This window comes from Paenibacillus sp. SRL342 (assembly GCF_984798905.1).
On the sequence record NZ_OZ481790.1, the window covers coordinates 6,608,266 to 6,630,887 of the forward strand.

The window sequence follows — 22,622 nt, forward strand, 5'->3', positions numbered from 1 at the left end:
AATGGCTTAATTGGACAGACCTGCACCTTCAAGAGGCAATCCCTCATTGGTTTCTCTGAAACTATATAACTTTTTCATATATGGAGCTATCTCGATCTTCGCCGGATTCCTGCAACTTTACCTGCAAGAGATTGGCATGACCAAACTGGAGATTGGCAGTCTCATGGCGATTGGACCTTTTGTATCCTTGTTTGCCAACCCGTTCTGGGGTTTCTGGAGCGATAAATCTCGCAACATTCGCATCATTCTGATGATTATGATGGGAGGTACATTTGTGCTCGCCCAGGGTGTGTTCTATGCGCCCACTTATACATGGATCTATGTAGCCATGATTTTCTTTTATTTTTTTCAAAGTCCATTATTTGCTCAAACGAACAGTCTGATTCTCGGATATATCGATGGTACAACCCAAAAATTCGGGTCATTCCGGCTCTGGGGTTCACTCGGTTGGGCACTGACTGCCGTCGCAGCCGGACCGCTCATTGACCGTTTTGGCATCGGCAGTGTATCCATTATATTTGCATGCATGATTGCCACCGCCTTTGTATTATCCGTATTTCTACCCAGACAGCCGATCGCTTCGGATACACCCGTGGTTACTTTTCGGCGGTTTGGCAAAGTCATGTTTAATCCGTATTTTATGGCATTTATCGGCCTGGGTGTGCTCGTATCGGTGCCTAATGCAATGAACAGTACGTTTATGTCACTATATATTGTAGAAATGGGTGGTGACAAACAGATGGTCGGCTGGGCCATCTTCACCTCATCCATTCTCGAAGTCGGCGTATTCCTGCTGCTCGACCGCTTGCTCAAACGCAAAATGAGCATGCTCTTGGCATCTCTCATTCTGATCAGTGTGCTGTTTGCACTGCGCTGGCAGCTCATGGCACTGGCTAACAACCCGCTGGAGATTGTATTCATTCAGTTGATGCACTCCATTACGTTTGGTGGGTACTTCTATGTGGGTACGCAGCTGACCATGCTGTTTATTCCAAGACCTTATCGTTCCTCCGGTCAAGCGGTATATACAATGGCCTGGGGCGGTCTCTCCGGCGTCATTGCCGGTCTGTTCGGCGGCTGGTTGTTCCAGAGCTTCGGTGCGGAAATCATGTATAGCATTGGCGTATTCTTCTCGCTCATCGGCGCTGTTGGATTTAGCATCATGTGGTTATCGAATCGACGTAACGGCTATCAGCCAGTTGTATTGACGGAGATGGGCAATATGGATGAGGACCGATAATCTTTTGTTAGAAAGAGTTGAGAGATCGTTTTACACAAGAGCACTACGATGACAGAATACCCTTCCGATCGCTGTTATCCCCGGATTTTTTGATTCCCTTTTCAAAGGGTAAAATCCGGGGATAAAGGCGAACGCTCTGCTTCTTCAGGTTATTTCTGTCCTCTCCGTTATCGTGTAAATAAACCGTTCAAACATTCAGACAAAAGATTAAGCATAGGTGTAGTAAAGAGAAAGGCGTCTCCATGGGTTGTTGCCATGGAGACGCCTTTTACATTTATAAATTTAAATCTACAAGTTAAGCTTATAGCTCTAACTTGTAGACTTAATCCTACGCCTTGACTTTACCTTATGCCTTTGGCAGTTGGAACGAGCTTTTCAGGGATACGACCCGGTTAAATACCGGACGACCTGGCTCGGAGTGTTTTGGATCTACACTGAAGTAACCATGACGGAAGAATTGGAATTTATCCTGAGCGTTTGCTTCCTTCATCTCTTGCTCCACATACCCATTAACAATCTCAAGGGAGTTCGGATTCAGTTGATCCAGGAACGTTTTCTCCGGTTGCTCTTCCACAACCTCAGTTTCTGCCCCGGCTACAGCCACTTCCACCTCTGCTTCCGGTGCTTCATCCAGAATCAACGGCTCGTACAGACGGAATTCAGCAGGTACCGCTTGAGTCGCTTCTACCCAGTGGATTGTTCCTTTGACTTTACGACCAGTGAAGCCACTGCCGCTCTTTGTCTCCACATCATAGGTACAATGAATCTCGGTTACATTACCTTCTGCGTCTTTGATCACATCGTTACATTTGATGAAGTATGCATGTTTCAGACGAACTTCGTTGCCAGGGAACAAACGGAAATATTTGTTCGGCGGATTCTCCATGAAATCGTCTTGTTCAATATAAATCTCACGGGAGAACGGAATTTGGCGATTACCCATCTCCGGGTTCTCCACATTGTTCTCTGCTTCAAGCCATTCCACTTGCCCCTCAGGGTAGTTGGTAATAACCACTTTGAGCGGGTGCAGGACAGCCATCGTGCGTGGAGCTTTCAGTTTCAAGTCTTCACGTACAAAGTGCTCCAGCGTTTGCAGGTCGATAACTCCATAGTTTTTGGAAATGCCTGTCTCATATACAAAATCACGAATAGCTTCCGGTGTATAACCCCGGCGGCGCAGACCCGAAATTGTTGGCATACGTGGATCATCCCATCCATCCACATGTCCTTCATCTACGAGCAGTTTCAGTTTCCGCTTGCTTGTTACCATCTGGGACAGATTCAGGCGACCAAATTCATATTGATGCGGTTTGTTCTCCATCTCACACTCGGCAATAACCCAATCGTAGAATGGACGTTGATCCTCGAACTCCAAGGAGCAGAGGGAATGCGTTACACCTTCAATTGCATCTTCGAGCGGGTGAGCAAAGGCGTACATCGGATAGATACACCATTTGTCGCCCGTGTTATGATGGTGTGCATGTGAAATCCGGTAAATAACCGGATCGCGTAGATTGATATTCGGTGCAGACATATCGATCTTGGCACGCAGCACTTTCTCTCCGTTCTTGAATTCGCCTGCACGCATACGTGTGAACAGGTCGAGATTCTCTTCCACCGAACGATCACGGTACGGGCTGTTCTTGCCCGGCTCCGTCAGCGTTCCGCGCATTGCACGGATTTCGTCGGCACTTTGGTCGTCGATGTAGGCTTTTCCTTTTTTAATCAACAAGACAGCACGGTTGTACATCTCGTCAAAATAATCCGAGGCAAAACGTTTTTCGTTCCACTCGTATCCGAGCCATTTCACGTCTTCCTGAATCGATTGAACGTACTCAACATCTTCCTTGACCGGGTTCGTGTCATCAAAGCGCAGGTTCGTTTTGCCGCCAAATTCGCCGCCCAGCGTAAAGTTAATCCAGATCGCCTTGGCATGGCCGATATGCAGATAACCGTTCGGTTCCGGAGGAAAACGGGTAATAACTTCCTGGACTTTCCCAGACCGGAGATCTTCGGTAATAATATTTTTGATAAAGTTAGGTGGGGTTGTACGATTGTCCACAGGTATCAAACCTTTCATGAATGGATTGGAGCCTTCGGGAATTGCAGCAATTCCGGCTATAATTCCTTAATAACGAAGTCATTTCCTGAAAAAATCTATTTTCTTGGAAAGTTTCGTACGCGTTTCATTTAAATATACCTTTAACGGGGGAGGAGTTCAATAAAGAACGGCACCAAAGTCAGGATCAGCCATGCATAAATAGGCCCAAAACCATTTTGACGGGTTCGCTCGAATCATGTAGCATGATAGTAAAAACAAATTAAAGGGAGGGTTTCCCATTCCATTGAACTCGCTTAAACTGACCAAAGAACAGCAGGATGAAGCCATTCGCACCATCCAGTCGTATTTCGAAGAGGAACGTGGCGAAGAACTGGGTGATCTGGCCGCTTGGGGTGTCCTCGACCTGTTCATGACACAGCTCGCTCCCTACATATATAATCAGGCACTCCGTGACGCACGCACAACAGTTAATCAACGCATGGCCTCGATGGAAGAAGACCTGTTTGCACTGGAGCAAAAGTTACCCAAGACTTCCCGCTAATCCACTAATTTATAAAGAAAGAAGGTTGCATTCATGTTTACCTATTCATTGGATGAATATACCGAACTCCGGCCGCTGGCCATGGAACATACCAAACCGCTGTTCGAACTGACGGATCGCTCGCGGGATCAATTGAGACATTGGTTGCCGTGGGTGGATCATGTGACAGAAGTGGAACACACCTCGAACTTTATTACCAACGCGTTAAAACAAGGTGCCGAGAATGGCGGATTCACCGCCGGAGTATGGTCAAAGGGGGATCTAGCCGGCGTCATCGGATTCCACGAGATTAACTGGACTAACCGCTCGGTAAGCATCGGATATTGGCTTGGCAAAGGTTTTGAAGGTCAAGGCTTGATGACAAGCGCTTGTCGCGTTCTGGTTGATTATGCACTGGTGACCCTGGATCTGAATCGCGTCGAGATTCGCTCGGCAACCAACAACAAACGGAGTCGCGCTATCCCAGAAAGACTCGGATTTGTTCTCGAAGGTGTCATTCGTCAGGCAGAGAAGCTGCCTAAAGGTTACGTGAACCATGCAGTATACGGCATGCTTCAGCATGAATGGGAACTTTTGCGCTAATTCGCCTACATAATAAATCAGGAGAGATCTCTCCCAACATACCGGAATAACAGGAATACCCTCTATCTCCACAGAATGTGGTGACAGAGGGTATTTTATTGTATCCATGGATTTTATAGGGCTCGGACCATGCCACCATCCACGATCAATGAGGTTCCGGTAATGTACGTATTGGCCCCGGATAACAGGAACACCACCGCTTTGGCAAACTCCTCCGGTTGACCATAACGTCCTAGTGGAATCTCTTTACGGAACTGGTCAGATACCTCTTCCTCACTGATTCCGTTCTGCTCAGCCCGCGCTGCATCCAATTCACGAATACGATCTGTTGCAATACGTCCTGGTGCCACCGTGTTGATCAAAATTCCGTATGGAGCCAGCTCCTGGGATAACGTCTTCGCCAATCCAAACACGCCGGTACGGAACGTGTTGGACAGCACCAGACCCGGAATGGGCTGTTTCACCGAAGTTGAAGCGATATTCACAATGTGGCCTCCGCTTTCTTTCATATAAGGAAGAGCACCGCGAATCAGCCTTACATAACTGAGTACATTTAATTCAAATGCACGCTCCCAATCTTCATCGGTCAGTGACTCAAATGAACCCGATGGTGGGCCACCCGAATTGTTCACCAGAATATCAATCTGCCCAAACAGCTCCGCTGTCTTATGAATCAGAGCCTCAATATCTTCCTTGCGTGTCACATCGGTTGCACAATATTCCACACGTCCACCACCACCAAGCGCCAGCAGCTCCTGCTTCACTGCTGCGAGCTTTTCTTCGCTCCGGCTGGCAAGCATGACGTCAGCACCTTCTGCTGCCAATTGAGCGGCTACTGCTTTGCCCAGCCCTCGACTGGAAGCCAGCACCAGTGCTTTTTTACCTTGAAGTCCCATGTCCATCGTTGTTCCTCCTTCTCAGCTAGTCTCTATTTGGTCTGGATAAAATAACCCATAAGAATATCGTCCACATACTTGCCTCCGATATAAAACTCGGACACCAGCCTGCCTTCCGTCACAAATCCACACTGTGTATAAAACGTGATGGCTCCCGGATTGCTGGATAGCACGCGCAGCCTGAGCTTGTGAACGCCTTGTTGGGCCGCATGTTGCTTCATGGCATCCATCAAAGCTGTAGCAATGCCACAACGCCGATCATGAGGGTGAACTGCAATATGAATCTCGTAGACATGACGGTTGACCGGCATACCTGTGGCTGGCTGAAAGCCCACATAACCACATACCCGCTCTCCCTGCACCGCAATCAATTGACTGCCTGGCGGACAATGCTGCAGATATTGCTGTCTGGAACGCCAATGCATCGGTGCAGGAGAGGTGTATTTGTCCCATACCAGGGCATCCAACCCCATTAGCTGGGCTGCATCCTTAATCTCCGATGGACGAATCGTAAATGTATGGCTGGTAAGCATAATGATTCAACCTTTCGTGCTATAGTCGACAACGCTGTGCGTTACAACGTTGGGAAAGTTAAGAGAATTAAGAACGTTGAGAAACTTAGGAATAGGAAGACATTGTTCGTTTACTTCACTATTTAAGTTTTTTGTTCTATATATTGTAGCATAGCCTCAGCTTTGACTAAAATTCCACTCGGTATTGAACCTTTTCGCAAAATGAAATAAACACTTAACCTTGCCGTAACGTCATGCTTTATACTGATTCGATAAGGAGGGGATGCATGATGAATATCAAAGAGGCAGCAAGCAGGCTTGGTATATCGGCGAGAGCCATTCGTTTTTATGAGGAAAAAGGATTAATTCTCCCCGCCAAACAGTCTAGTAACGGGTATCGTACATACACTGAGAATGATATCTGGCGGCTTCAAACCATTGCTGCACTGCGTGAGATTGGCATGTCCCTACAGGATATTACACACGCGCTCGGAGAGATTGATCAAGGGAATCAGCAGCGGCTGGAAGAATATCTGGAGCTGCAACAGGCCGTCATGTATGCCCAGTGGATTGAGTTGAAACGTATGATGGATACAACCCAACGTATGATTGACCTGAATCGTCAGGAAGTACCGCTGGATGTCAGCCATCTGCACGATCTTGCGGACAGTGCCCGTCGCCTGCGTGAAGCCCGGCAGAACTGGCATGATCGGTGGAATTATGACACGCAGGCAGCCATCCATGATCAGCGAGTGCAGGCTGAAGGCAGAGTCAGTACTGAACATCCCAATTCAGAGGACAATCATCATTCGGACAACGCCTCCCCTGTAAGCCATGAGAATGAAGTTCTACATCCACACCAGGATGCAGATCATTCCACGCCGGGCGACTCCAATGATACGGTACAGTCTTCCTTTTATCTGTATCACAACTATGACGAAGCGCTCGAACAGACAGCACATTGGATCTCTCCCGCCCTTGGTGAGAAAGGACTCGATATCGGTACAGGCACAGGTAATCTGGCTGGGAAACTGCTACAGCACGGCGCAGACATGACCGCAATCGACCAATCCCGGGAGATGCTGCGCAGATGCCGCACCAAATATCCTGAGATGCATGTGAAACTTGGGAATTTTCTGGCGCTGCCTTTTGCCGATCATTCCTTCGATTTTGTTGTATCCAGCTTTGCTTTCCATCATCTGAGTGCAGACCAGCAACTATTGGCTTTACAGGAGATGCAGCGGGTATTAACCTCGCGCGGACGTATCGGTCTAACCGATCTGATGTTTGTGGATGCTGCTCACCGTGAATCCTACATTCGGCAGGCCGAAACCACAGGACATGAGGAACAGCTGCGTGCCTTGCGCGAGCGTCACTTCCCTCTGCTGGGTGAGCTATGCGGCTGGTTGGAGCAGCAGGGCTACGTAACCAAGCATGTGCGGCATAATGAGCTGTTACATACGTTACTGGCGGTTCCACTGCGGTAAGCAATCATGAGCATATGCCAAAAAGGCCATCCCGCCTTGAATAAAGGAGGATGACCTTGGTGTACATCATGTTATGAAATTACATATAGATATCAACAACCGTACGCTCAGTTGCATTGCGTGCTTGTCTGAACTCATCAAGCGAGATGCTTACACCGCCCTGACGGTAACGGTTCGCTGTACGCTCGGTACGAATGTCCTTGCCGTTCACTGCTACACGGCTCACAGCACCTTCGTTCAAGTGATAGATAAACGTCACTGGCTCACCTGCATACTCGAATTCGAATTGCATGCCGTTCAGCTCAGCTGGCAATACCGGGTCAATGACCAGATCGCCGCCCTCTTGACGAATGCCCAGTGCGTTGGAGATCAGCTGGTTCATGTAGATTCCAGGGCCGCTGGAGTAGATTCTCCATCCGCCTTTCACTTGTACAGTCCCTTTACGAAGCTGGTCAAAATGCTCCTGCGCCTCGTAACGCGTATTAAACTTGCCGTCCGAACTGCTGAAGTACGAGTTCGCTTGGCGAATCTCCGCGTTAGGTACAACCTCACCGATACCAACCGGGTTGATCATCGCGAGACCATTCCAGACCTGATCTGTCTTACCGAGCTTCGCCATCGCTTCTACGTAACGGATATGAGCATGAACATATTGTAAACCAATCTCACGTCCGAAGTTGGATGCTTGCTCTGCACGTTTGAAGTGTGTGCTTACACCACCAGCATATTGAGCTGGACGATTCATCAGACGCACGCCATCCGGGCATAGGAACTGCTCACGGATCAATGCGTAATGAGACTCTGCTTGCTCCGCATTCAGCAACTCACCAATCATGCTGCGCGTCATTGGCAACAGACGATATTGAATGCCTGTCTCTGTGTCCGTTGGATGAAGCATCAGCTTCGCTTGGTCGGCTTCTTCCATGTATACAAAGCCTGGAATCACATCTGTGCCCAGCATGTAACGGTTAAAGTCCTCACGAATGCCTTGAGCTAGCACGTCAAGCTCCTGTGCAAAGTCCGCATCCTTGAATTTCAGCGCTTGCGAGAGCACGTTTACGGACTGATACGTCAATGCCACCGTCCAACTGCTCACCATGTATTGCTTCAGCTGTGCATTGGCTGGTTGGAGCGTATCATCCCAGTCGCCATCTCCGTAGGAAGACAGAAACGTATCGTGCAGGAAGTGCGAACGGATATATTCGATCTCTTTTTTCGCGTGATCCAATACCGTTGCCGTCTCTTCCGTGAACCCGAAGCTATGCTTGACGGTATAAGGTACTTTCTCATCCAGGATTGCATAGTCGCGAGTCGCTGTCAGGTAGTCCGCCAATACTTTCAACGGCCATACGATGATGTCGCCATGACTCTCTTCCTGTTGAATCGCAAAGTATTTATCAAACATGAACCATTGCGGCCAGTTGCCATCATCTTCATATTGGTGGGTATAAACCATTTTGATGATATCGCGAACTTGCTCATATTTTTGCGTTGCCATAAAGTACTCCACCGGACCTTGGCACACATCCCGTGTACCCCAAGCCGCGCCGCCATACTGCTCCAAACCGTGAGGCACGGAGTAGTGAACCAGCATATTGTGGGTGTACCACCAAGCCAGCGCATTTACTTTGAACAGATCCTCAGCACTCTGACCTTCGCCACGGGACAAACGGAATCCGTTCATCACCCCTGCGAAGAACTCGCGGTATGCCTGCACTTCCTCTTCAAACGTCAGGCTTGAGCCCACTGCCACTCCGCTATCCGCTTGACCTTCCAATACCCCTTGTACCTTCAGCGTCCATTCAGCACTTGCTTCCAGACTAAGCGTAACTAGTGATGCAGACCCACTGCGGATACCACTTGCCAGCAACGTTTCGTCCCCTACATTCACAGCTGCGCCATCCACCGACATATGGTATTGCAGATCTGGATACGTTCCTGCACTAATCGCTTGTGGATCAGCCTTGAAGATCAGTGTATCGCCATCCTGCGTCATATGCAGTGGATACTCGTATTCATTCACATTCATCGTAATCTGGTTTGTTACCAGGTAACGGTATGCTGTGCCACTTGTGGAGCGCACATTCATGCTCACTTCAGTGGTCTGTGCCCCTGTATAGTTCGTCACGATGATCGTATCGGATGCCGCTTTGTAGATCCAACGTACATAGTTGAAGCCAATCTCGAACAGGGAAGGCATCGTAAGCAGACGATATTGTCCGTCCATTTCCACATAGATGCGTTGTCCCGCCGTTTTCGGCACGTTTAATGCATTGCGGGCATTACTGATCATTTTATTAAAATTGGTGTTACCAATAACGAGCTGTGAGTTGAAAATACCGTACATATACGACGTTGTCGTAATAACCTGTGCTCCAAGTTGCACATTGCCACCACTCATCAGAATGTGACCGTGTGGACGCTCTACGAGCAATTCTTTTGCTTTCAGAACGATATGCTCATAGCTGCCTGTGAAGAAGGACAACAGTTCCTCACCGCTGTGCTCTTCCTGATGACGATCAGGGAACAGTTCATGAATCTCATCTTGTGTCAGATCAAATGTAACCAGTGGTTCACCCAGGAAGGAGGACAGTTTCACCTGTTCCAACGTGTCACCATTTTCCACAGTCAGAGCCTGTACTTCATTCCATGCTGCGGTAACTTCATCTCCGAATTCCAGTGCAGAGATTCCTTCGGCATGATTAGGCTTCGCCAGTCCATAGAAGACCACCTGAGCTTCTCCGTTTAGATTCAGCAGTTCAGATTGCAGCGCCGTGTAGGCAAATTCATACTGATACGTCTCATTTGCCAGCGTTGGGCGATTCAAGCTCTCTGGTTGATTCGTTTCCTTGTACGACAGACCGAAGAATTGGAATCCATCTGTGGAGTAACCAACTGCTTTCGTCAGGGAACCTTGTTGCATATAAGGAAATGCGCCGCCCTGAGGCTGGTTTTGACGGGAACAAACGACATAACCTTTCGCTTCATCTTCAAACACCGTGTGGTCAATGTATTGTGACAGATAAGCTTCATTACTGCGTACCGCACCTGGATCAGCAAGACCTACATCCTGTCCGTATACCACGTCTACGTTATGTTGTTGTCCTGTGAGCTTCACATCCCAGAACCATACACCTTGAGGTGTAGCCGTAAATACGACCTGATAGCCAATGCCTTTTTCGCTACCTTCCAGCTGGACTGTGCCCTCCCAGATCAACTGGTTGCTGGATTGTGCCTTGCTTGTAATCACCTTGCTGTTCGAACGTACACCGAGCAACGGGAACGAGCTGATATTCTCTCCCTCATGTACACGCAGGTACAAGTTGTTCAATGATCCATCAATCTGGTTGTTGAGCAACTGGTTCAACATCGTTGTGCCGGATGTAGCTTGGTATAGGTCGCCACTGTTCAAAAAGGTAAAGGATAACTCTCCGGCACTTAAGCGGATCGGTTCATTAATCATCGTTGTCATAAGGTTCACTCCTTGAAATAGTTAAAATCGAAACGTTTCGATAAATCTGAAAAAGAATAGGGGCCTCTTCAAACCGGCCATTTACAGCCCGTCCGGACGATAACCCCATCATTAAACTTTTACTTCAGCATGCAGGCAGTTCTTGGTTGTTCAGACTCGGTCTAAATCGAACGTACAGAGCTGCGCTCGATCATGTTAATCGTTAACGTATATGAAGGGTCAACCGCTTCGCCATTGAGCATCTGGAATAACAGATGTCCGGCGAGCGACCCGGCTTCATGCTTCGGCTGGCGTATCGTTGTCAGTGGTGGATTCACATATTCGGACAACTGAATATCGTCAAAACCGATCACGGAAATATCATCCGGCACCGATACACCACGCTCTTCCAATGCCTTTAGGCCGCCAATCGCCATCTCATCGTTACCGTAAAATACCGCTGAGGGAAGATCGCCTTGCATGATCATCATCTTAGTTGCGCTGTATCCGCCCTCACGTACAAAATTACCGTTCAGACGCCATTTGGACTTTTCTTCAAGTCCCGCTTCCCGCATCGCTCGCAGGTACCCTTGGTAACGGAGCGCGTTATCATATGAGTTGGATGGACCGCTGATATAGGCAATCTTCTGATGTCCTGCCTGAATCAGGTGGCGGGTGGCAAGGTAACCGCCCTGCTCTCCATCTACCAGCACGTTGACCAGATGGTCACTCGACAGCTGACGATCCATCACAATGATCGGAAAACGATGACCGGCAGATTCTACCAGAATATCATCATGAATGTTATGCGCCAGGATGATGGCTCCATCTACTCTTTTTTCACGCAAAAATCGCACTGCCGTTGAGTCCCGTCCACCCATGGAGCTGCACGCAATCAGGTCATACCCGTTCGCGAGGGCTACATCCTGTACACTACGGATCAACTCCGAGTAATACGGGCCCGACAGATCGGTCAGGATCAAAGCGATCGTGTTTGTCCGGCTCCGTTTCAGGTCCATGGCAAAGCCGTTCTTGCGGTAATTCAGTTCTCGTGCTGCCTCAAGCACTTTAGCTTTGGTCTTGGCACTAACCTTGCTATCCCCGCTCAGCGCATAGGAAGCAGTCGAGAGTGCTACACCTGCCAGCTTTGCCACATCCTTAATCGTTGCCATTCCACGTTCGCTCCTTCTAAACTATATATAAGTTCAACTAAAGAATATTTACACTTACCACTCCGATGACAGAATAACCTTCCGATCGCTGTTATCCCCAGATTTTTTTTAATTCCCTTCTTCAAAGGGAAAATCCGGGGATAAAGGCGAACGCTTCGCTTCTTCACGTTATTTCTGTCCTCTCCGTTCTCGCGTAAAAAGTTTAGTTGAACCTATATAGAACAAATTCAAGGTTACCCACATTTTATACGGTACATGGTTAGAACAACCACTAAATCCTTCATTATCGTTTATTAATCTTTATACATATCATAGCGATGGATGTCAATCGAAACGTTTCGAGGTGTTCTCAAAAAAAATCCTCGTTCCCATCCTTATGGGACCACGGTTGAATGCGTCCCGTTCCAATCCATACCATTAATGATGGTCATGACGCGTCTTTCAATCTGGCGCCCTATGACCAGTTATTGCCTAATACAATGAAACTGGCAGTAAACGCCAGATTGAAACGTTTCGACATTTTCATTATAGTCGGTGTTGATAGCGATTTCAACCACTTTATCTATTTTTCACAGAAAAAGTTGAATTGTCCAATCTGTCCATCCACGTCACTCCGTTTATAGTATATACTGCATAATAGTTGAGATCCGCGAATTACGCCAGTATACAAAGGGCATGAGACGCATAATGCCCCTGCTGACTTATATAAGGAGACAGTTATTTAATGAATATTTCCAAACCCACATACCAAAAAAAACCACTGTCCCGTCCCGTTTCCTTGCAGAAGATTCAGTCCGTACCTGTTGCCCTGTTCAAGCTGTGCCATCTGGTGCAGCTTCACGACCGCGAGGCATTCTCCCGCATAGATGAGATGTGGAGCACACTTCACGTACTATACGTCATTACTGCTGGCCAGGCCAGGCTGATCAGTGCAGAGGGCAAACTGACATTAAATGCAGGCTCTGCAGTCGTTCGACAAGCTGGAAGCCTGCTTCAGCACGAGAGCAAGCGCGGCTCCCTGTCGCCAGTACAGGGCATTGCTATTGCTTTTGATTCCATTGAAAATGAACAGCTGTTCTGGCCGTTCGGGATACCAGCCCCCATTGCGAGCCGTACTCTCACCGACAGGGCAGTAGAGCTGATTCAAGCAAGTTCGACAGGCCATGATTCGAGCCCCTTCAGGCCACATATGCTTTTCTATGAATTACTGGATATTTTGCGGGATCATGTAGCTCATTCTGCTCATGAAGATCACTCCTGGCTCGATGCTGTACTCAGACATATCCATCAGATGTATACGCATCCGCTGACTCGCGAACAATTGGCACGCGATGCGAATGTGAGTCCTGAGCATTTTTCAAGAGAGTTCAAGAAGCATACAGGTCTTACGTTTGTTGAATATGTGACCCGTCTCAGAATCAGGATGGCTCAGGAACATCTGTTGTTCGCGAACCCTACGCTACAGGAAATTGCACAACTAACAGGCTACAGGGACACCTTTTATCTGAGCCGCAAATTCAAACAGATGGTTGGATCAGCCCCAACACACTACCGGAAAATGCCCAAGAAGATTGTATCTTTGACTTACAATTATACGGCCTCACTTCTGGCACTGGGCCACACTCCCCACATGGGCGCCGTTGCCAGCTGGATGGAAGAAAAAATGGGGGAACATGGTCATGATGGTCATGAACCATTTGAGCAACATTCCGAATATGAGCTGGTTAAACATACGGATCTGATTGCAAACGCTCAGCCCGATGTCATTATCGGATATGCACCGCATCCCACTTCCGATGAACTACGTCTGATCGCACCGACCATTCTGATGCCCTTTGAGGAAATCGATTGGCAGGAGCAGCTTCTTCTTTTGGGCCGAATTACCGGGCTTGAGTCCAATGCACAAGCGTTGTTAGATCAATATCACCAACTTGAACAAGAAGCCAATCATACGTTGGACCAACAGATGGCAGGAACACGAGGGTCCGCCGTTTGCATGTTTATGATTGGAGAAGACGGGGCTTATATCTACGGTCATGGCTGGGGCAGAGCTTCTCATGTGCTGTATCAATCGCTGGGCTTCACTCCACCCTCACGTATGGAGCAGGATGGGCAGTTACTTACGGGGTACGTTCATGTTCCGTTGTCCGAGATTCACTTGTATGCCGCAGATCACATGTTTGTCGCCTTCCCTGAGGAACCTGCCGAACGAGAAATGCTGGATAACCTGTTGAATCAGGAATCTTGGGGCACCCTCTCCGCCGTTCGTGAAGGACGTGTATACGAGATTGATGCCGACATGTTCTATGGATTTGATCCCTTGTCCGTTATGGAGCAGTTGCAGTATATCATGCGTCTCCTCACATCATAATTGTCCATGCTGTAGTGATCATAGTTGTCCATGTACAAATATCACATCTTCCTCTATGTTATTAATGAGAATAATAATCATTATTGATTATACACAGGGGGAACAAATATGTTTGCTACAAAAAAACGCTTTTCCGGCTTGCTGCTTATGCTCGCCATCATTATGATTCTGGCTGCTTGTAGCAGCGGAACAGGCTCGACTGCCACTGAACAGACATCGGCAGCGGGAACAGAAACGACAACCGGATCCTCCGAAACGAACATAGACACGTCGTCCAGTTCGGACAATTCGAATGCTACACGGATCTACAAGTCATTAAGCGGGGATGTTGAGATTCCGGCTGAACCGAAACGAATCGTCACGGATATGTACGTAAGTGATCTGCTCGCACTGGGTGTGAAACCCGTTGGGGCTGTTCAATATTATTTGGAAAACCCGTTCTATGCAGATCAGGTGGCGGGCATTGAAAGTATCGGTGATCGGGCAGCGGTATCCATGGAGAAGGTTATTGCCTTGAACCCGGATCTGATCATTACCTACTCTGATCAAGCCGAAGAGATTGAAAGTTATAAAAAAATCGCACCAACTGTGGTCATTCCGTACGGTACATTCACCAATGTACATGACGAAATCCGGGGATTCGGAGAGCTGATGAACAAATCCGAAGCAGCCGAAGCTTGGCTGAAAACGTACGATGAACGAATTGAAGCCGCTCGCGCCAAGGTGAAAACAGTCATCAAACCGGAGGAAACCTTCTCCATCCTTGAAGTATCCGACAAAAGTTATTATGGATATGGAGACAACTTTGGTCGAGGAGGACAAGCGGTCTACAGTGCTTTGCAACTTGCCCCTCTCGAAATCACCAAAAAAGAACTGATGGGTGATACCCAATGGAAAGAGATTTCTCGTGAAGTTGTTGGTGATTATGCAGGGGATCATATCTTCTTAACCGTTGGAGAGAACAATAAAAATTACAAAGGTGATGCCATCTGGCAATCCCTGCCGGCTGTGAAAAACAATCAGGTGTATGAATTATTAGAAGACCGTTACTGGTACTTCGACCCGATTGCAATTCAAGGTCAGGCTGAAGAATTCGCCGATATGATCGTAGAACGTGCCGAGCAAAACCGTAAATAACATAAGGATGAATCCAGGTGTCCGGACAGGCTAGGGCGCGTCTGAAAACTCCGAAGGAAGCAGATTTTGCCGAATTTTCGTTCCAAGCAAGAAAGTTTTCCGCAGGCGTGCCGGGGCACGTCAAGGGAAAGTGACGCAGCAGGGGGCGAAAAGGCGGTAAAAGATGCACTTCAACGAGTTTTGAGACACGCCCTAATTAGCCTGTTCGGGCATTTGTGTCATATCGAGGAGGACTTACATATGCTTCGCCGTTTTATGTCTTATTATCGTCCTTACAAAAGGCTCTTTATCTTGGACTTCTCCTGTGCCATTGCCGCCGCACTGCTGGAGTTGGCCTTTCCACTCGCCGTTAACCGAGTGGTCGATCAGCTGCTTCCGGCTGGCAATTGGTCCATGATCTTAGCGGCGTGTGTTGGGTTGCTCGGCATCTACCTGCTCAGTTCCTTTTTCCATTATGCAGTGACCTATTGGGGCCACAAACTTGGCATTAACATCGAATCCGATATGCGGCGTGAACTGTTCCAGCGTGTACAGAAACAGTCCTTCCGCTTCTTCGATAACAATAAGACCGGACATCTGGTCTCCCGCATGACCAACGATCTGATGGATATTGGTGAGATCGCGCATCACGGACCCGAGGACCTGTTCATTGCCCTCATGACACTCGCCGGAGCTTTCGGGATTATGCTGGGGATCAACTGGCAGCTCGCTGTGATGACATTCATCATCGTGCCGCTGATGATCTACCTGTCGCTGTATTTCAGTCGCAAAATGTCCAAAGCGTTCAAGCGTATGTTTGCGGATATCGCCGATTATAACGCACGGGTCGAGAGCAATGTGAGCGGCATCCGTGTCGTACAAGCTTTTGCCAATGAAAAACATGAAGTAGGACGTTTCGTTGAGAATAACGAACGTTTCCGGCTTACAAAACTAATCACCTACCGCATTATGGCCTGGAACTCTTCACTCAGTTTTATCCTGATGAAATTTGTATCACTGTTTGTACTGGTATGTGGAACCTGGTTTGTCATTCAAGGCAGTATGACCTACGGGGAATTCATCGCTTTTGTGATGCTGTCCAATGTATTCCTCGGACCCATCGAGAAGATTAACTCTGTCATCGAGACGTATCCCAAAGGCATCGCCGGATTCAGACGTTACCTGGAGCTGCTTGAAGCTGTACCGGATGTAGAAGATACACCTCAAGCAAAACCAATTCCGGATGTCAAAGGGGATATCGCTTTCCATAACGTTACCTTTTCTTATGGAGAACACAAACCTACACTGTCTCAGGTCAATCTGGATATTCAGGCAGGCCAGACGGTCGCTCTGGTTGGACCTTCGGGTGGGGGTAAAACGACGCTATGCAGTCTGATCCCACGTTTCTACGATGTGGATGCGGGACATATCTCCGTCGATGGCATTCCGGTGAAGGATATGACGCTGGAATCACTGCGCTCCCATATCGGGATTGTACAGCAGGATATTTTCCTGTTTGACGGAACGATTCGCGAAAATATTGCATACGGCAAACTGAATGCTTCCGATGAGGAAATCTGGCAAGCCATTCGCCGGGCCCAACTGGAAGAGCTGGTACAATCCCAGCCAGACGGACTGGACACCATGATTGGTGAACGTGGCGTGAAGTTGTCCGGCGGACAGAAGCAACGTTTATCCATCGCAAGAATGATCCTAAAAAACCCACCTATTCTCATTCTGGATGAAGCCACTTCCGCGCTCGACACCGAAACAGAAGCTGCCATTCAACTGGCCTTGTCCGAGCTGGCTCAGGGACGTACGACATTGGTCATTGCCCATCGACTGGCGACGATTAGACATGCCGATCGCATCGTGGTGGTAGAGAACGGTAGTGTAGCTGAACAAGGCAGCCATGAAGAACTGCTCGCGCGCAAAGGTTCGTACAGCCGACTGCATCAAGCCCAGTTTGGTTAAAGGCAGGGCTTAAAAGTGAAACCAAGTGGTTTGTAGGCTTAAACACATGGTCACAACAACAGAACAACCTTCCCTCTGTCCTAGAGTGAAGGTTGTTTTATATTTACTATTCGTTATATAAATTGAACTACATATTTACACGAGAACGCAGAGGACAGAAATAACCTGAAGAAGCGGGAGCGTTCGCCTTTATCCCCGGATTTTCCCCTTTGAAAAAGGAAATCCAAAAAAATCTGGGGATAACAGCGATCAGAAGGTTGTTCTGTCATCGAAGTGGCAAGTGTAAATGGCGTTTAGTTCAATTTATATAACTACCCATCCAGAATGGCATTTGCTCGCTCACGAAATTCCACCGCCGCCTGCTCAGGCGTAATTTTGCCAAACAGCAGAAGATCATACAACTCACGTAACACCGCAGTGACCTCTGGCGCTCCTACGGGATCAGGCGGGTCCATCTGAGTGCTGTTATCCGCAACCCAATCGATATAATCAAACACCTGCGCCAGCTCCGGTTCAACCACCAGCTTCATCCGCTCTTTGACACTGGATGAGACAGGCACACCCCGCTCCCCTTTGAGCAGCAGATTGGCATCCAAATCATTCACAAAAAAGCTGATGAACTTGGCAGCCTCCTCCTTATGTCTGGAATTACCCGCCATGGAGAAAAACATGCCTGGCTTCAAGAACAATCCATCCTGGCTGTTTGGCCCAGGCATTGGGGAGATGGTTAAGGGTTTGCCATAACGCTGAGCGGTGCTGATAAATTGGTTGGAATACCCCCAGCTAAACAAAGCCTCTCCCAGATAAAACGGGTCGTTATCAGGCTGGCCAATATCTGATGTCCAGATATCAGGTGCAAAAATAAGCTTCTTCTCCGCGAGCTGCTGCATCCTGCCAAAATAATCAATAAACAACCCATCATCCTCATACCCCAACCTCTTGCCATCCTCCGCGTATAGCTTGGAACCATACTGTCTCAAGTAATACGCGAAAAACTGTTCCGGCGTAAAATAGGTTCCCAGATAGATGCCTTTCCCGAGCAATTGCTCGCCCATCCGGTCAAAATCCGCCCATGTCCACGTATCCGTTGGCAATTCAATATCATTGGCTCTTAACACTTCCGGATCATAGATGCTGAGCATGGCGTTAACCCCCAAACTGAGACCATAGGTTTTTCCATTCAGGCTACCACTCTCCAACTGTTCCTTCTCAATATCTGTCGTGTCAATCAGCCCGCTCTGCATGTACGGCGTCATATCCTCCAACAGTTGCAGCGAACTGTACTGGGACAGATAGGAGATGTCCATCTGGATAATGTCGGGCAACGCATTGCCTGCTGCATGTGGGGCGAGTTTTCTCCAGTATTCGTTGAAACTGCTATATTCGTATTCGATGTTCACATGTGGATTCAACTTCTCATACAGGTTGATAACAGCTATCGTTGCATTGTTGCGGAACTCCCCACCCCACCAAGCGATTCGCAGCGTTATCGGCTCTTCTTCCACAATCATGCCTGGCCTTTGATCCAACTGGTTCACGCAGCCAGGAAGAGTCAGCATAAGACAGAGCATGCCCATCATTCGCATCCATCTTCCCATAGCTTCTCCTCCTTACCTGGTGATGGGGGTGGCAGCAGCACCGTTACTCTCGTTCCACGCCCCGGCTTGCTCTCCAGCAGAACATCATATTCTTCGCCAAAAGCCAGACGCACCCGCTCCCTGATATTCAGCAGACCAATACCTGTTCCTCTGGTTTTCACTTCACCGCGCAGCACCTGTTCCACATATTCGGGTTCCATGCCGGGACCGTGATCCTCCACGATCAGGGCCAGCTTGCCACCTGATATTTCGGCATACACTCGAATCAGACATGACCCAACCTGTGGTTCCAAACCGTATTGAATGGCATTCTCCAGTAGTGGCTGTAGGGTCAACTTGGGAATGGCACAACCCAGATAGGAAGCAGGCACATCCATACGGAAATCCAATCGTTGCCGGAAACAATCAGCAGAAAAGTTGGAATCATGCCCCCGCCGAAAAACATCGTGAACGTAATTAATTTCATCAGCGTTTTTCTGCCCATCAGATCACCACGTGACAGCCCATATGCAGCCAGTGAAGTCATGAGCAGATTGATGGCTGTACCCACCACAACATAGAACAAGGTGTTCATATATCCCGTATAGATGCGAGTATCCTGAAATACCGACTTGTACGCTCCCAGCTGAAAACCTTCAGGAATGAGCATCAGTGAACGGGAACGCAGCATCTGGTCCGGGTCGCTGATTGAAGAATTGAACACGTACAGCATCGGGTACAAGCATAAAACCATGATCACCAAGAGCAGCAGTGTATTAAATACATCAAAAAGTCGTTCCCCTATAGACTGTTTCATCGCTTCACCTTCCGATTACCATAGACTGGTTGAGTTAAGCTTTCTGCTGATCGCGTTTGCGATAATGAGCAGCGCGAAATTAATGACGCCGTTAAATAGTCCGATGGCGGTTGAATACGTATAGTTCCCCTCCAAAATACCGGATCGATATACAAAGGTGGATATGACATCCGATGTCTCATAGGTCGGTGCCGTTTGCATCAGCAATATTTTCTGAAAATCCGCATTCATGACCGCCCCCATACGCAGAATTAACATGATCACAATCGTGGGCATAATGCCCGGCAGCGTAATATGTAACAGCTGTCTCCAGCGGCCTGCGCCATCAATTTTGGAAGCCTCATACAACTGAGGATCAATACCACTTAGTGCTGCCAAAAAGATAATCGAGGCCCAGCCTGCGCCCTGCCATATGTTGGACAGGATGTACATCGGACGGAACATATCTTTTTCCGCCAAAAACATAATCGGCTGCAGATCGAAAAAGTCACGAATGACGTTAAATAACCCACCGTCCAGAGATGAGAACGTCTTCAACATTCCAACCACGACAACAACCGAAATAAAATGCGGCATATAACTAATGGTCTGTACTGCACCTCTGAACCACTTCTTCCGGACTTCATTCAGCAGCAGTGCTAGTAGAATCGGAGCCGGGAAACCAAATACAATACTGTAAAAACTCAAAATCAGTGTGTTCTTAATCAGTCGCCAGAAATAATAACTTTCAAAAAACATGGTGAAGTTGTCAAATCCGACCCATTCGCCTGCCAAAATTCCTTTGATCGGGTTGTAGGATTCCTGAAATGCCATCAGTAGCCCGTACATTGGCCCATAGCTGAAAATCAGATAGTAGGCTACCACAGGAACGAGCATCAGATAGACGTATCTGTTGCGGACAAGTTCCTTTTTCACCGAACTCCATTTGCCAGCTGGCTTCAAACGCCCAGGTTCAATCCCCCGGCTTCGATTCAGCTCCATCCACTCAACCTCCACTCTCGATGTTCATTCACTAACATGACACTTCTAATGATAGAAGCGAGCGCCTTTTCTTCCCATGCTCATTTCCGATAAATGGATGTTCAAAACCGAGTTCCGTCCGACAAAAAAAGACCCTGCTGCCGATGAATGGCGTATAGGGCCCGATCACAGATTAGATGTAGATCGGATATAAAGATTAGCTATGTAGAAGCGACAGCAACGCTGTCTTAGGGTACTTTTTTATACTCGGAAGGGGAGAAACCTGTGTATTTCTTGAACATTTTGCTGAAATACGGCCAGTTGGCACCAAAGCCTGTCTGTTCGGCAAGCGAGGATACGGTGTAGTTCCCGTCCTGCTCCAGAAGCTCCAACGCTTTACGGATGCGGTAGCTTAACACATAGTTCGTAAATTTCTCACCGGTTTCTTTTTTGAACATTTTGCCGATGTAGTCTGGATTCATGTATATTTCCCCGGCGATGGACTGGAGTGTTAATGTCTCGTCCCTGTAGCGCTTCTCTACCAGCTGTTTCACACTACCTACCATCTGCGATTGTCTGGAGCGGTGTTGTTCGTAGCGGCGCAGGGTGATTTCTTTGGCGACGGCAAGCAGAAACTGTTGAAAAGAATGCAGCGTGCTGGTTTCAATCATGCCTGGCAACTGATCCATATACCTTTTCATCTCGGCAGAGCCACTGAGTCGAATCATCTCCATAAACATCTGAATAAGATAGGACTTCGTTTGGGAGATATCGTATCGCAAGCTGGCAAGCAGCTGAAACATCCGGTTCAGCTCTGTTCCCACTTCTTGCCAGTGTCCAGCCTTGATTGCAGTAACCATCCGCTCGGGATCGTATTCGAATTCAGGAAGAATGCGCTCCCCGGGAGAGTAAATATCCCGCTCCATAATAAGACTGCCCTCACCGAGGTAAAAGCGGTAATTGAGATAAACCAGCGTCTGCATGTACAAATGGCGTGCCTGCGATAGATCTCCCGGCTCGCTCAGCGCAATCGTGAGATCGTCATGATAATATCGGGTAAATGTGGCGCGAATCTCATCGATATTATGGAACAACTGCGTTTCAGACAACTTGTCCTCCATGATTAGTAGCACATGCCCCCCAACCGTGGCACTTAAGATGGGATTGTGAAAAATATCTTCGGCAATGTTCTTGACCGCGAACAAGTGCAAATACTCATGATGCCCTTCAATCTCTACCAGCAACAACCGCACACGCTGATCCTGGAACTGTACATCGAATAATTCCTCGAAATACTTCCATTCCTTGACCCCGTATGTTCTGTTCGTGACCAGCTCTTTCAGAAAATATTCCTTGGCATGCGGCAGTACACGCTCCAGATTATATTGGATCGACTGCACAAAACGCTCCTGATCGGTTAACTCCCGCTTCTCACTAACCAATTCACTAATAGCCTGTACAAGATGCTCTTCACTGCAGGGCTTGAGCAGATAGTGCTTCACTCCATAATGCATGGCCGTCTTCGCATATTCGAATTCGGTGAAACCCGTGAGCATGATGAATGAGATATCCTGATACTTCTCCGCCACTGCTTCAACCAGCTGTAAGCCATCCATTCCCGGCATGCGAATGTCCGAGATGATAATATCGGGACGTTGCCGCTCAATTGAAGCAAGCGCTTCCAATCCATCTTGAGCAATGCCGATCAGTTCTGTTCCTAGTCGGGACCAGTTCACGACACTGGAGATCCCATCCGAGATCATAAATTCATCATCGACCAACAAAACCTTGTACATTGTATGCATCCTCCTGCCTTTAACCAGTTCCATTCTATTATATGGGCATTATGCTCAAATAGAGGGGA

At 48.1% G+C, this 22,622-nt stretch carries 17 protein-coding genes; 7 read left to right on the forward strand and 10 right to left on the reverse strand.

Annotated features, from left to right (window positions below):
* The first annotated feature begins 46 nt into the window (after positions 1-46).
* The gene (locus AC4E8D_RS29345; protein WP_036667790.1) at positions 47-1,240 is read left to right on the forward strand and encodes an MFS transporter; all 1,194 of its coding nucleotides are present in this window, start codon (positions 47-49) and stop codon (positions 1,238-1,240) included.
* Between the two features lie 346 nt (positions 1,241-1,586).
* Here AC4E8D_RS29345 and AC4E8D_RS29350 read toward each other — a convergent pair whose 3' ends face one another.
* Complete coding sequence (locus AC4E8D_RS29350; RefSeq protein ID WP_339305961.1) at positions 1,587-3,320, reverse strand: glutamine--tRNA ligase/YqeY domain fusion protein; 1,734 nt, start codon at positions 3,318-3,320, stop codon at positions 1,587-1,589.
* Positions 3,321-3,585: 265 nt separating this feature from the next.
* Between AC4E8D_RS29350 and AC4E8D_RS29355 the strand changes: the two genes are divergently transcribed.
* A complete protein-coding gene (locus AC4E8D_RS29355) occupies positions 3,586-3,843 on the forward strand; it encodes a DUF2164 domain-containing protein (RefSeq protein WP_091012850.1) in 258 nt (85 codons plus the stop codon).
* A 33-nt stretch (positions 3,844-3,876) separates the two neighbouring features.
* The gene (locus tag AC4E8D_RS29360; RefSeq protein WP_036612698.1) at positions 3,877-4,425 is read left to right on the forward strand and encodes a GNAT family N-acetyltransferase; all 549 of its coding nucleotides are present in this window, start codon (positions 3,877-3,879) and stop codon (positions 4,423-4,425) included.
* Between the two features lie 113 nt (positions 4,426-4,538).
* Here the strand turns inward: AC4E8D_RS29360 and AC4E8D_RS29365 are convergent, their stop codons facing one another.
* Both AC4E8D_RS29365 and AC4E8D_RS29370 read right to left on the reverse strand, forming a co-directional pair.
* A complete protein-coding gene (locus AC4E8D_RS29365; RefSeq protein WP_047840749.1) occupies positions 4,539-5,327 on the reverse strand; it encodes an SDR family oxidoreductase in 789 nt (262 codons plus the stop codon).
* Positions 5,328-5,353: 26 nt separating this feature from the next.
* Positions 5,354-5,854: a GNAT family N-acetyltransferase gene (locus AC4E8D_RS29370; RefSeq protein WP_221825490.1), complete on the reverse strand. Its 501-nt coding sequence runs from the start codon at positions 5,852-5,854 to the stop codon at positions 5,354-5,356.
* A 266-nt stretch (positions 5,855-6,120) separates the two neighbouring features.
* Between AC4E8D_RS29370 and AC4E8D_RS29375 the strand changes: the two genes are divergently transcribed.
* Complete coding sequence (locus AC4E8D_RS29375) at positions 6,121-7,320, forward strand: methyltransferase domain-containing protein (protein ID WP_221825493.1); 1,200 nt, start codon at positions 6,121-6,123, stop codon at positions 7,318-7,320.
* Positions 7,321-7,399: 79 nt separating this feature from the next.
* Here AC4E8D_RS29375 and AC4E8D_RS29380 read toward each other — a convergent pair whose 3' ends face one another.
* Positions 7,400-10,792, reverse strand: coding sequence for a GH36-type glycosyl hydrolase domain-containing protein (locus AC4E8D_RS29380; protein WP_490205589.1), 3,393 nt, complete (start codon positions 10,790-10,792; stop codon positions 7,400-7,402).
* A gap of 161 nt (positions 10,793-10,953) precedes the next feature.
* Positions 10,954-11,943, reverse strand: coding sequence for a LacI family DNA-binding transcriptional regulator (locus AC4E8D_RS29385; protein WP_221825499.1), 990 nt, complete (start codon positions 11,941-11,943; stop codon positions 10,954-10,956).
* A 724-nt stretch (positions 11,944-12,667) separates the two neighbouring features.
* Between AC4E8D_RS29385 and AC4E8D_RS29390 the strand changes: the two genes are divergently transcribed.
* The 3 genes from AC4E8D_RS29390 (at position 12,668) to AC4E8D_RS29400 (ending at position 17,404) form a co-directional block, all read left to right on the forward strand.
* On the forward strand, positions 12,668-14,314 hold the full coding sequence (locus tag AC4E8D_RS29390; RefSeq protein ID WP_490205590.1) for an ABC transporter substrate-binding protein: 1,647 nt from the start codon (positions 12,668-12,670) through the stop codon (positions 14,312-14,314).
* Between the two features lie 108 nt (positions 14,315-14,422).
* The gene (locus AC4E8D_RS29395; RefSeq protein ID WP_339180051.1) at positions 14,423-15,451 is read left to right on the forward strand and encodes an ABC transporter substrate-binding protein; all 1,029 of its coding nucleotides are present in this window, start codon (positions 14,423-14,425) and stop codon (positions 15,449-15,451) included.
* A gap of 240 nt (positions 15,452-15,691) precedes the next feature.
* Positions 15,692-17,404 carry an ABC transporter ATP-binding protein gene (locus AC4E8D_RS29400; RefSeq protein ID WP_490205591.1) on the forward strand — a complete coding sequence of 571 codons (1,713 nt, stop codon included), beginning with the start codon at positions 15,692-15,694 and terminating at the stop codon, positions 17,402-17,404.
* 311 nt (positions 17,405-17,715) lie between these two features.
* Here the strand turns inward: AC4E8D_RS29400 and AC4E8D_RS29405 are convergent, their stop codons facing one another.
* The 5 genes from AC4E8D_RS29405 to AC4E8D_RS29425 form a co-directional block, all read right to left on the reverse strand.
* Positions 17,716-19,002, reverse strand: coding sequence for an ABC transporter substrate-binding protein (locus tag AC4E8D_RS29405; RefSeq protein WP_339305975.1), 1,287 nt, complete (start codon positions 19,000-19,002; stop codon positions 17,716-17,718).
* A complete protein-coding gene (locus tag AC4E8D_RS29410) occupies positions 18,981-19,391 on the reverse strand; it encodes a sensor histidine kinase (protein WP_490205592.1) in 411 nt (136 codons plus the stop codon). The genes AC4E8D_RS29405 and AC4E8D_RS29410 overlap by 22 nt, the downstream gene beginning before the upstream one ends.
* Positions 19,334-19,798: an ABC transporter permease family protein gene (locus AC4E8D_RS29415; RefSeq protein WP_260633048.1), complete on the reverse strand. Its 465-nt coding sequence runs from the start codon at positions 19,796-19,798 to the stop codon at positions 19,334-19,336. The genes AC4E8D_RS29410 and AC4E8D_RS29415 overlap by 58 nt, the downstream gene beginning before the upstream one ends.
* 15 nt (positions 19,799-19,813) lie before the next feature.
* Entirely contained in the window at positions 19,814-20,674 is an 861-nt protein-coding gene (locus AC4E8D_RS29420) for an ABC transporter permease (protein WP_235193717.1), read from the reverse strand.
* 332 nt (positions 20,675-21,006) lie between these two features.
* Complete coding sequence (locus AC4E8D_RS29425; protein WP_490205593.1) at positions 21,007-22,554, reverse strand: response regulator; 1,548 nt, start codon at positions 22,552-22,554, stop codon at positions 21,007-21,009.
* Positions 22,555-22,622 lie beyond the last annotated feature (68 nt).

What these genes read in the sequence shown, in the direction of transcription:
- AC4E8D_RS29350 (WP_339305961.1), bottom strand. Translation starts at nt 3,320, where the DNA reads ATGAAAGGTTTGATACCTGTGGACAATCGTACAACCCCACCTAACTTT.
- AC4E8D_RS29360 (WP_036612698.1), top strand. Translation starts at nt 3,877, where the DNA reads ATGTTTACCTATTCATTGGATGAATATACCGAACTCCGGCCGCTGGCC.
- AC4E8D_RS29365 (WP_047840749.1), bottom strand. Translation starts at nt 5,327, where the DNA reads ATGGACATGGGACTTCAAGGTAAAAAAGCACTGGTGCTGGCTTCCAGT.
- AC4E8D_RS29370 (WP_221825490.1), bottom strand. Translation starts at nt 5,854, where the DNA reads ATGCTTACCAGCCATACATTTACGATTCGTCCATCGGAGATTAAGGAT.
- AC4E8D_RS29375 (WP_221825493.1), top strand. Translation starts at nt 6,121, where the DNA reads ATGATGAATATCAAAGAGGCAGCAAGCAGGCTTGGTATATCGGCGAGA.
- AC4E8D_RS29380 (WP_490205589.1), bottom strand. Translation starts at nt 10,792, where the DNA reads ATGACAACGATGATTAATGAACCGATCCGCTTAAGTGCCGGAGAGTTA.
- AC4E8D_RS29385 (WP_221825499.1), bottom strand. Translation starts at nt 11,943, where the DNA reads ATGGCAACGATTAAGGATGTGGCAAAGCTGGCAGGTGTAGCACTCTCG.
- AC4E8D_RS29390 (WP_490205590.1), top strand. Translation starts at nt 12,668, where the DNA reads ATGAATATTTCCAAACCCACATACCAAAAAAAACCACTGTCCCGTCCC.
- AC4E8D_RS29395 (WP_339180051.1), top strand. Translation starts at nt 14,423, where the DNA reads ATGTTTGCTACAAAAAAACGCTTTTCCGGCTTGCTGCTTATGCTCGCC.
- AC4E8D_RS29400 (WP_490205591.1), top strand. Translation starts at nt 15,692, where the DNA reads ATGCTTCGCCGTTTTATGTCTTATTATCGTCCTTACAAAAGGCTCTTT.
- AC4E8D_RS29405 (WP_339305975.1), bottom strand. Translation starts at nt 19,002, where the DNA reads ATGGGAAGATGGATGCGAATGATGGGCATGCTCTGTCTTATGCTGACT.
- AC4E8D_RS29415 (WP_260633048.1), bottom strand. Translation starts at nt 19,798, where the DNA reads ATGAAACAGTCTATAGGGGAACGACTTTTTGATGTATTTAATACACTG.
- AC4E8D_RS29420 (WP_235193717.1), bottom strand. Translation starts at nt 20,674, where the DNA reads ATGCTCGTTCCTGTGGTAGCCTACTATCTGATTTTCAGCTATGGGCCA.
- AC4E8D_RS29425 (WP_490205593.1), bottom strand. Translation starts at nt 22,554, where the DNA reads ATGTACAAGGTTTTGTTGGTCGATGATGAATTTATGATCTCGGATGGG.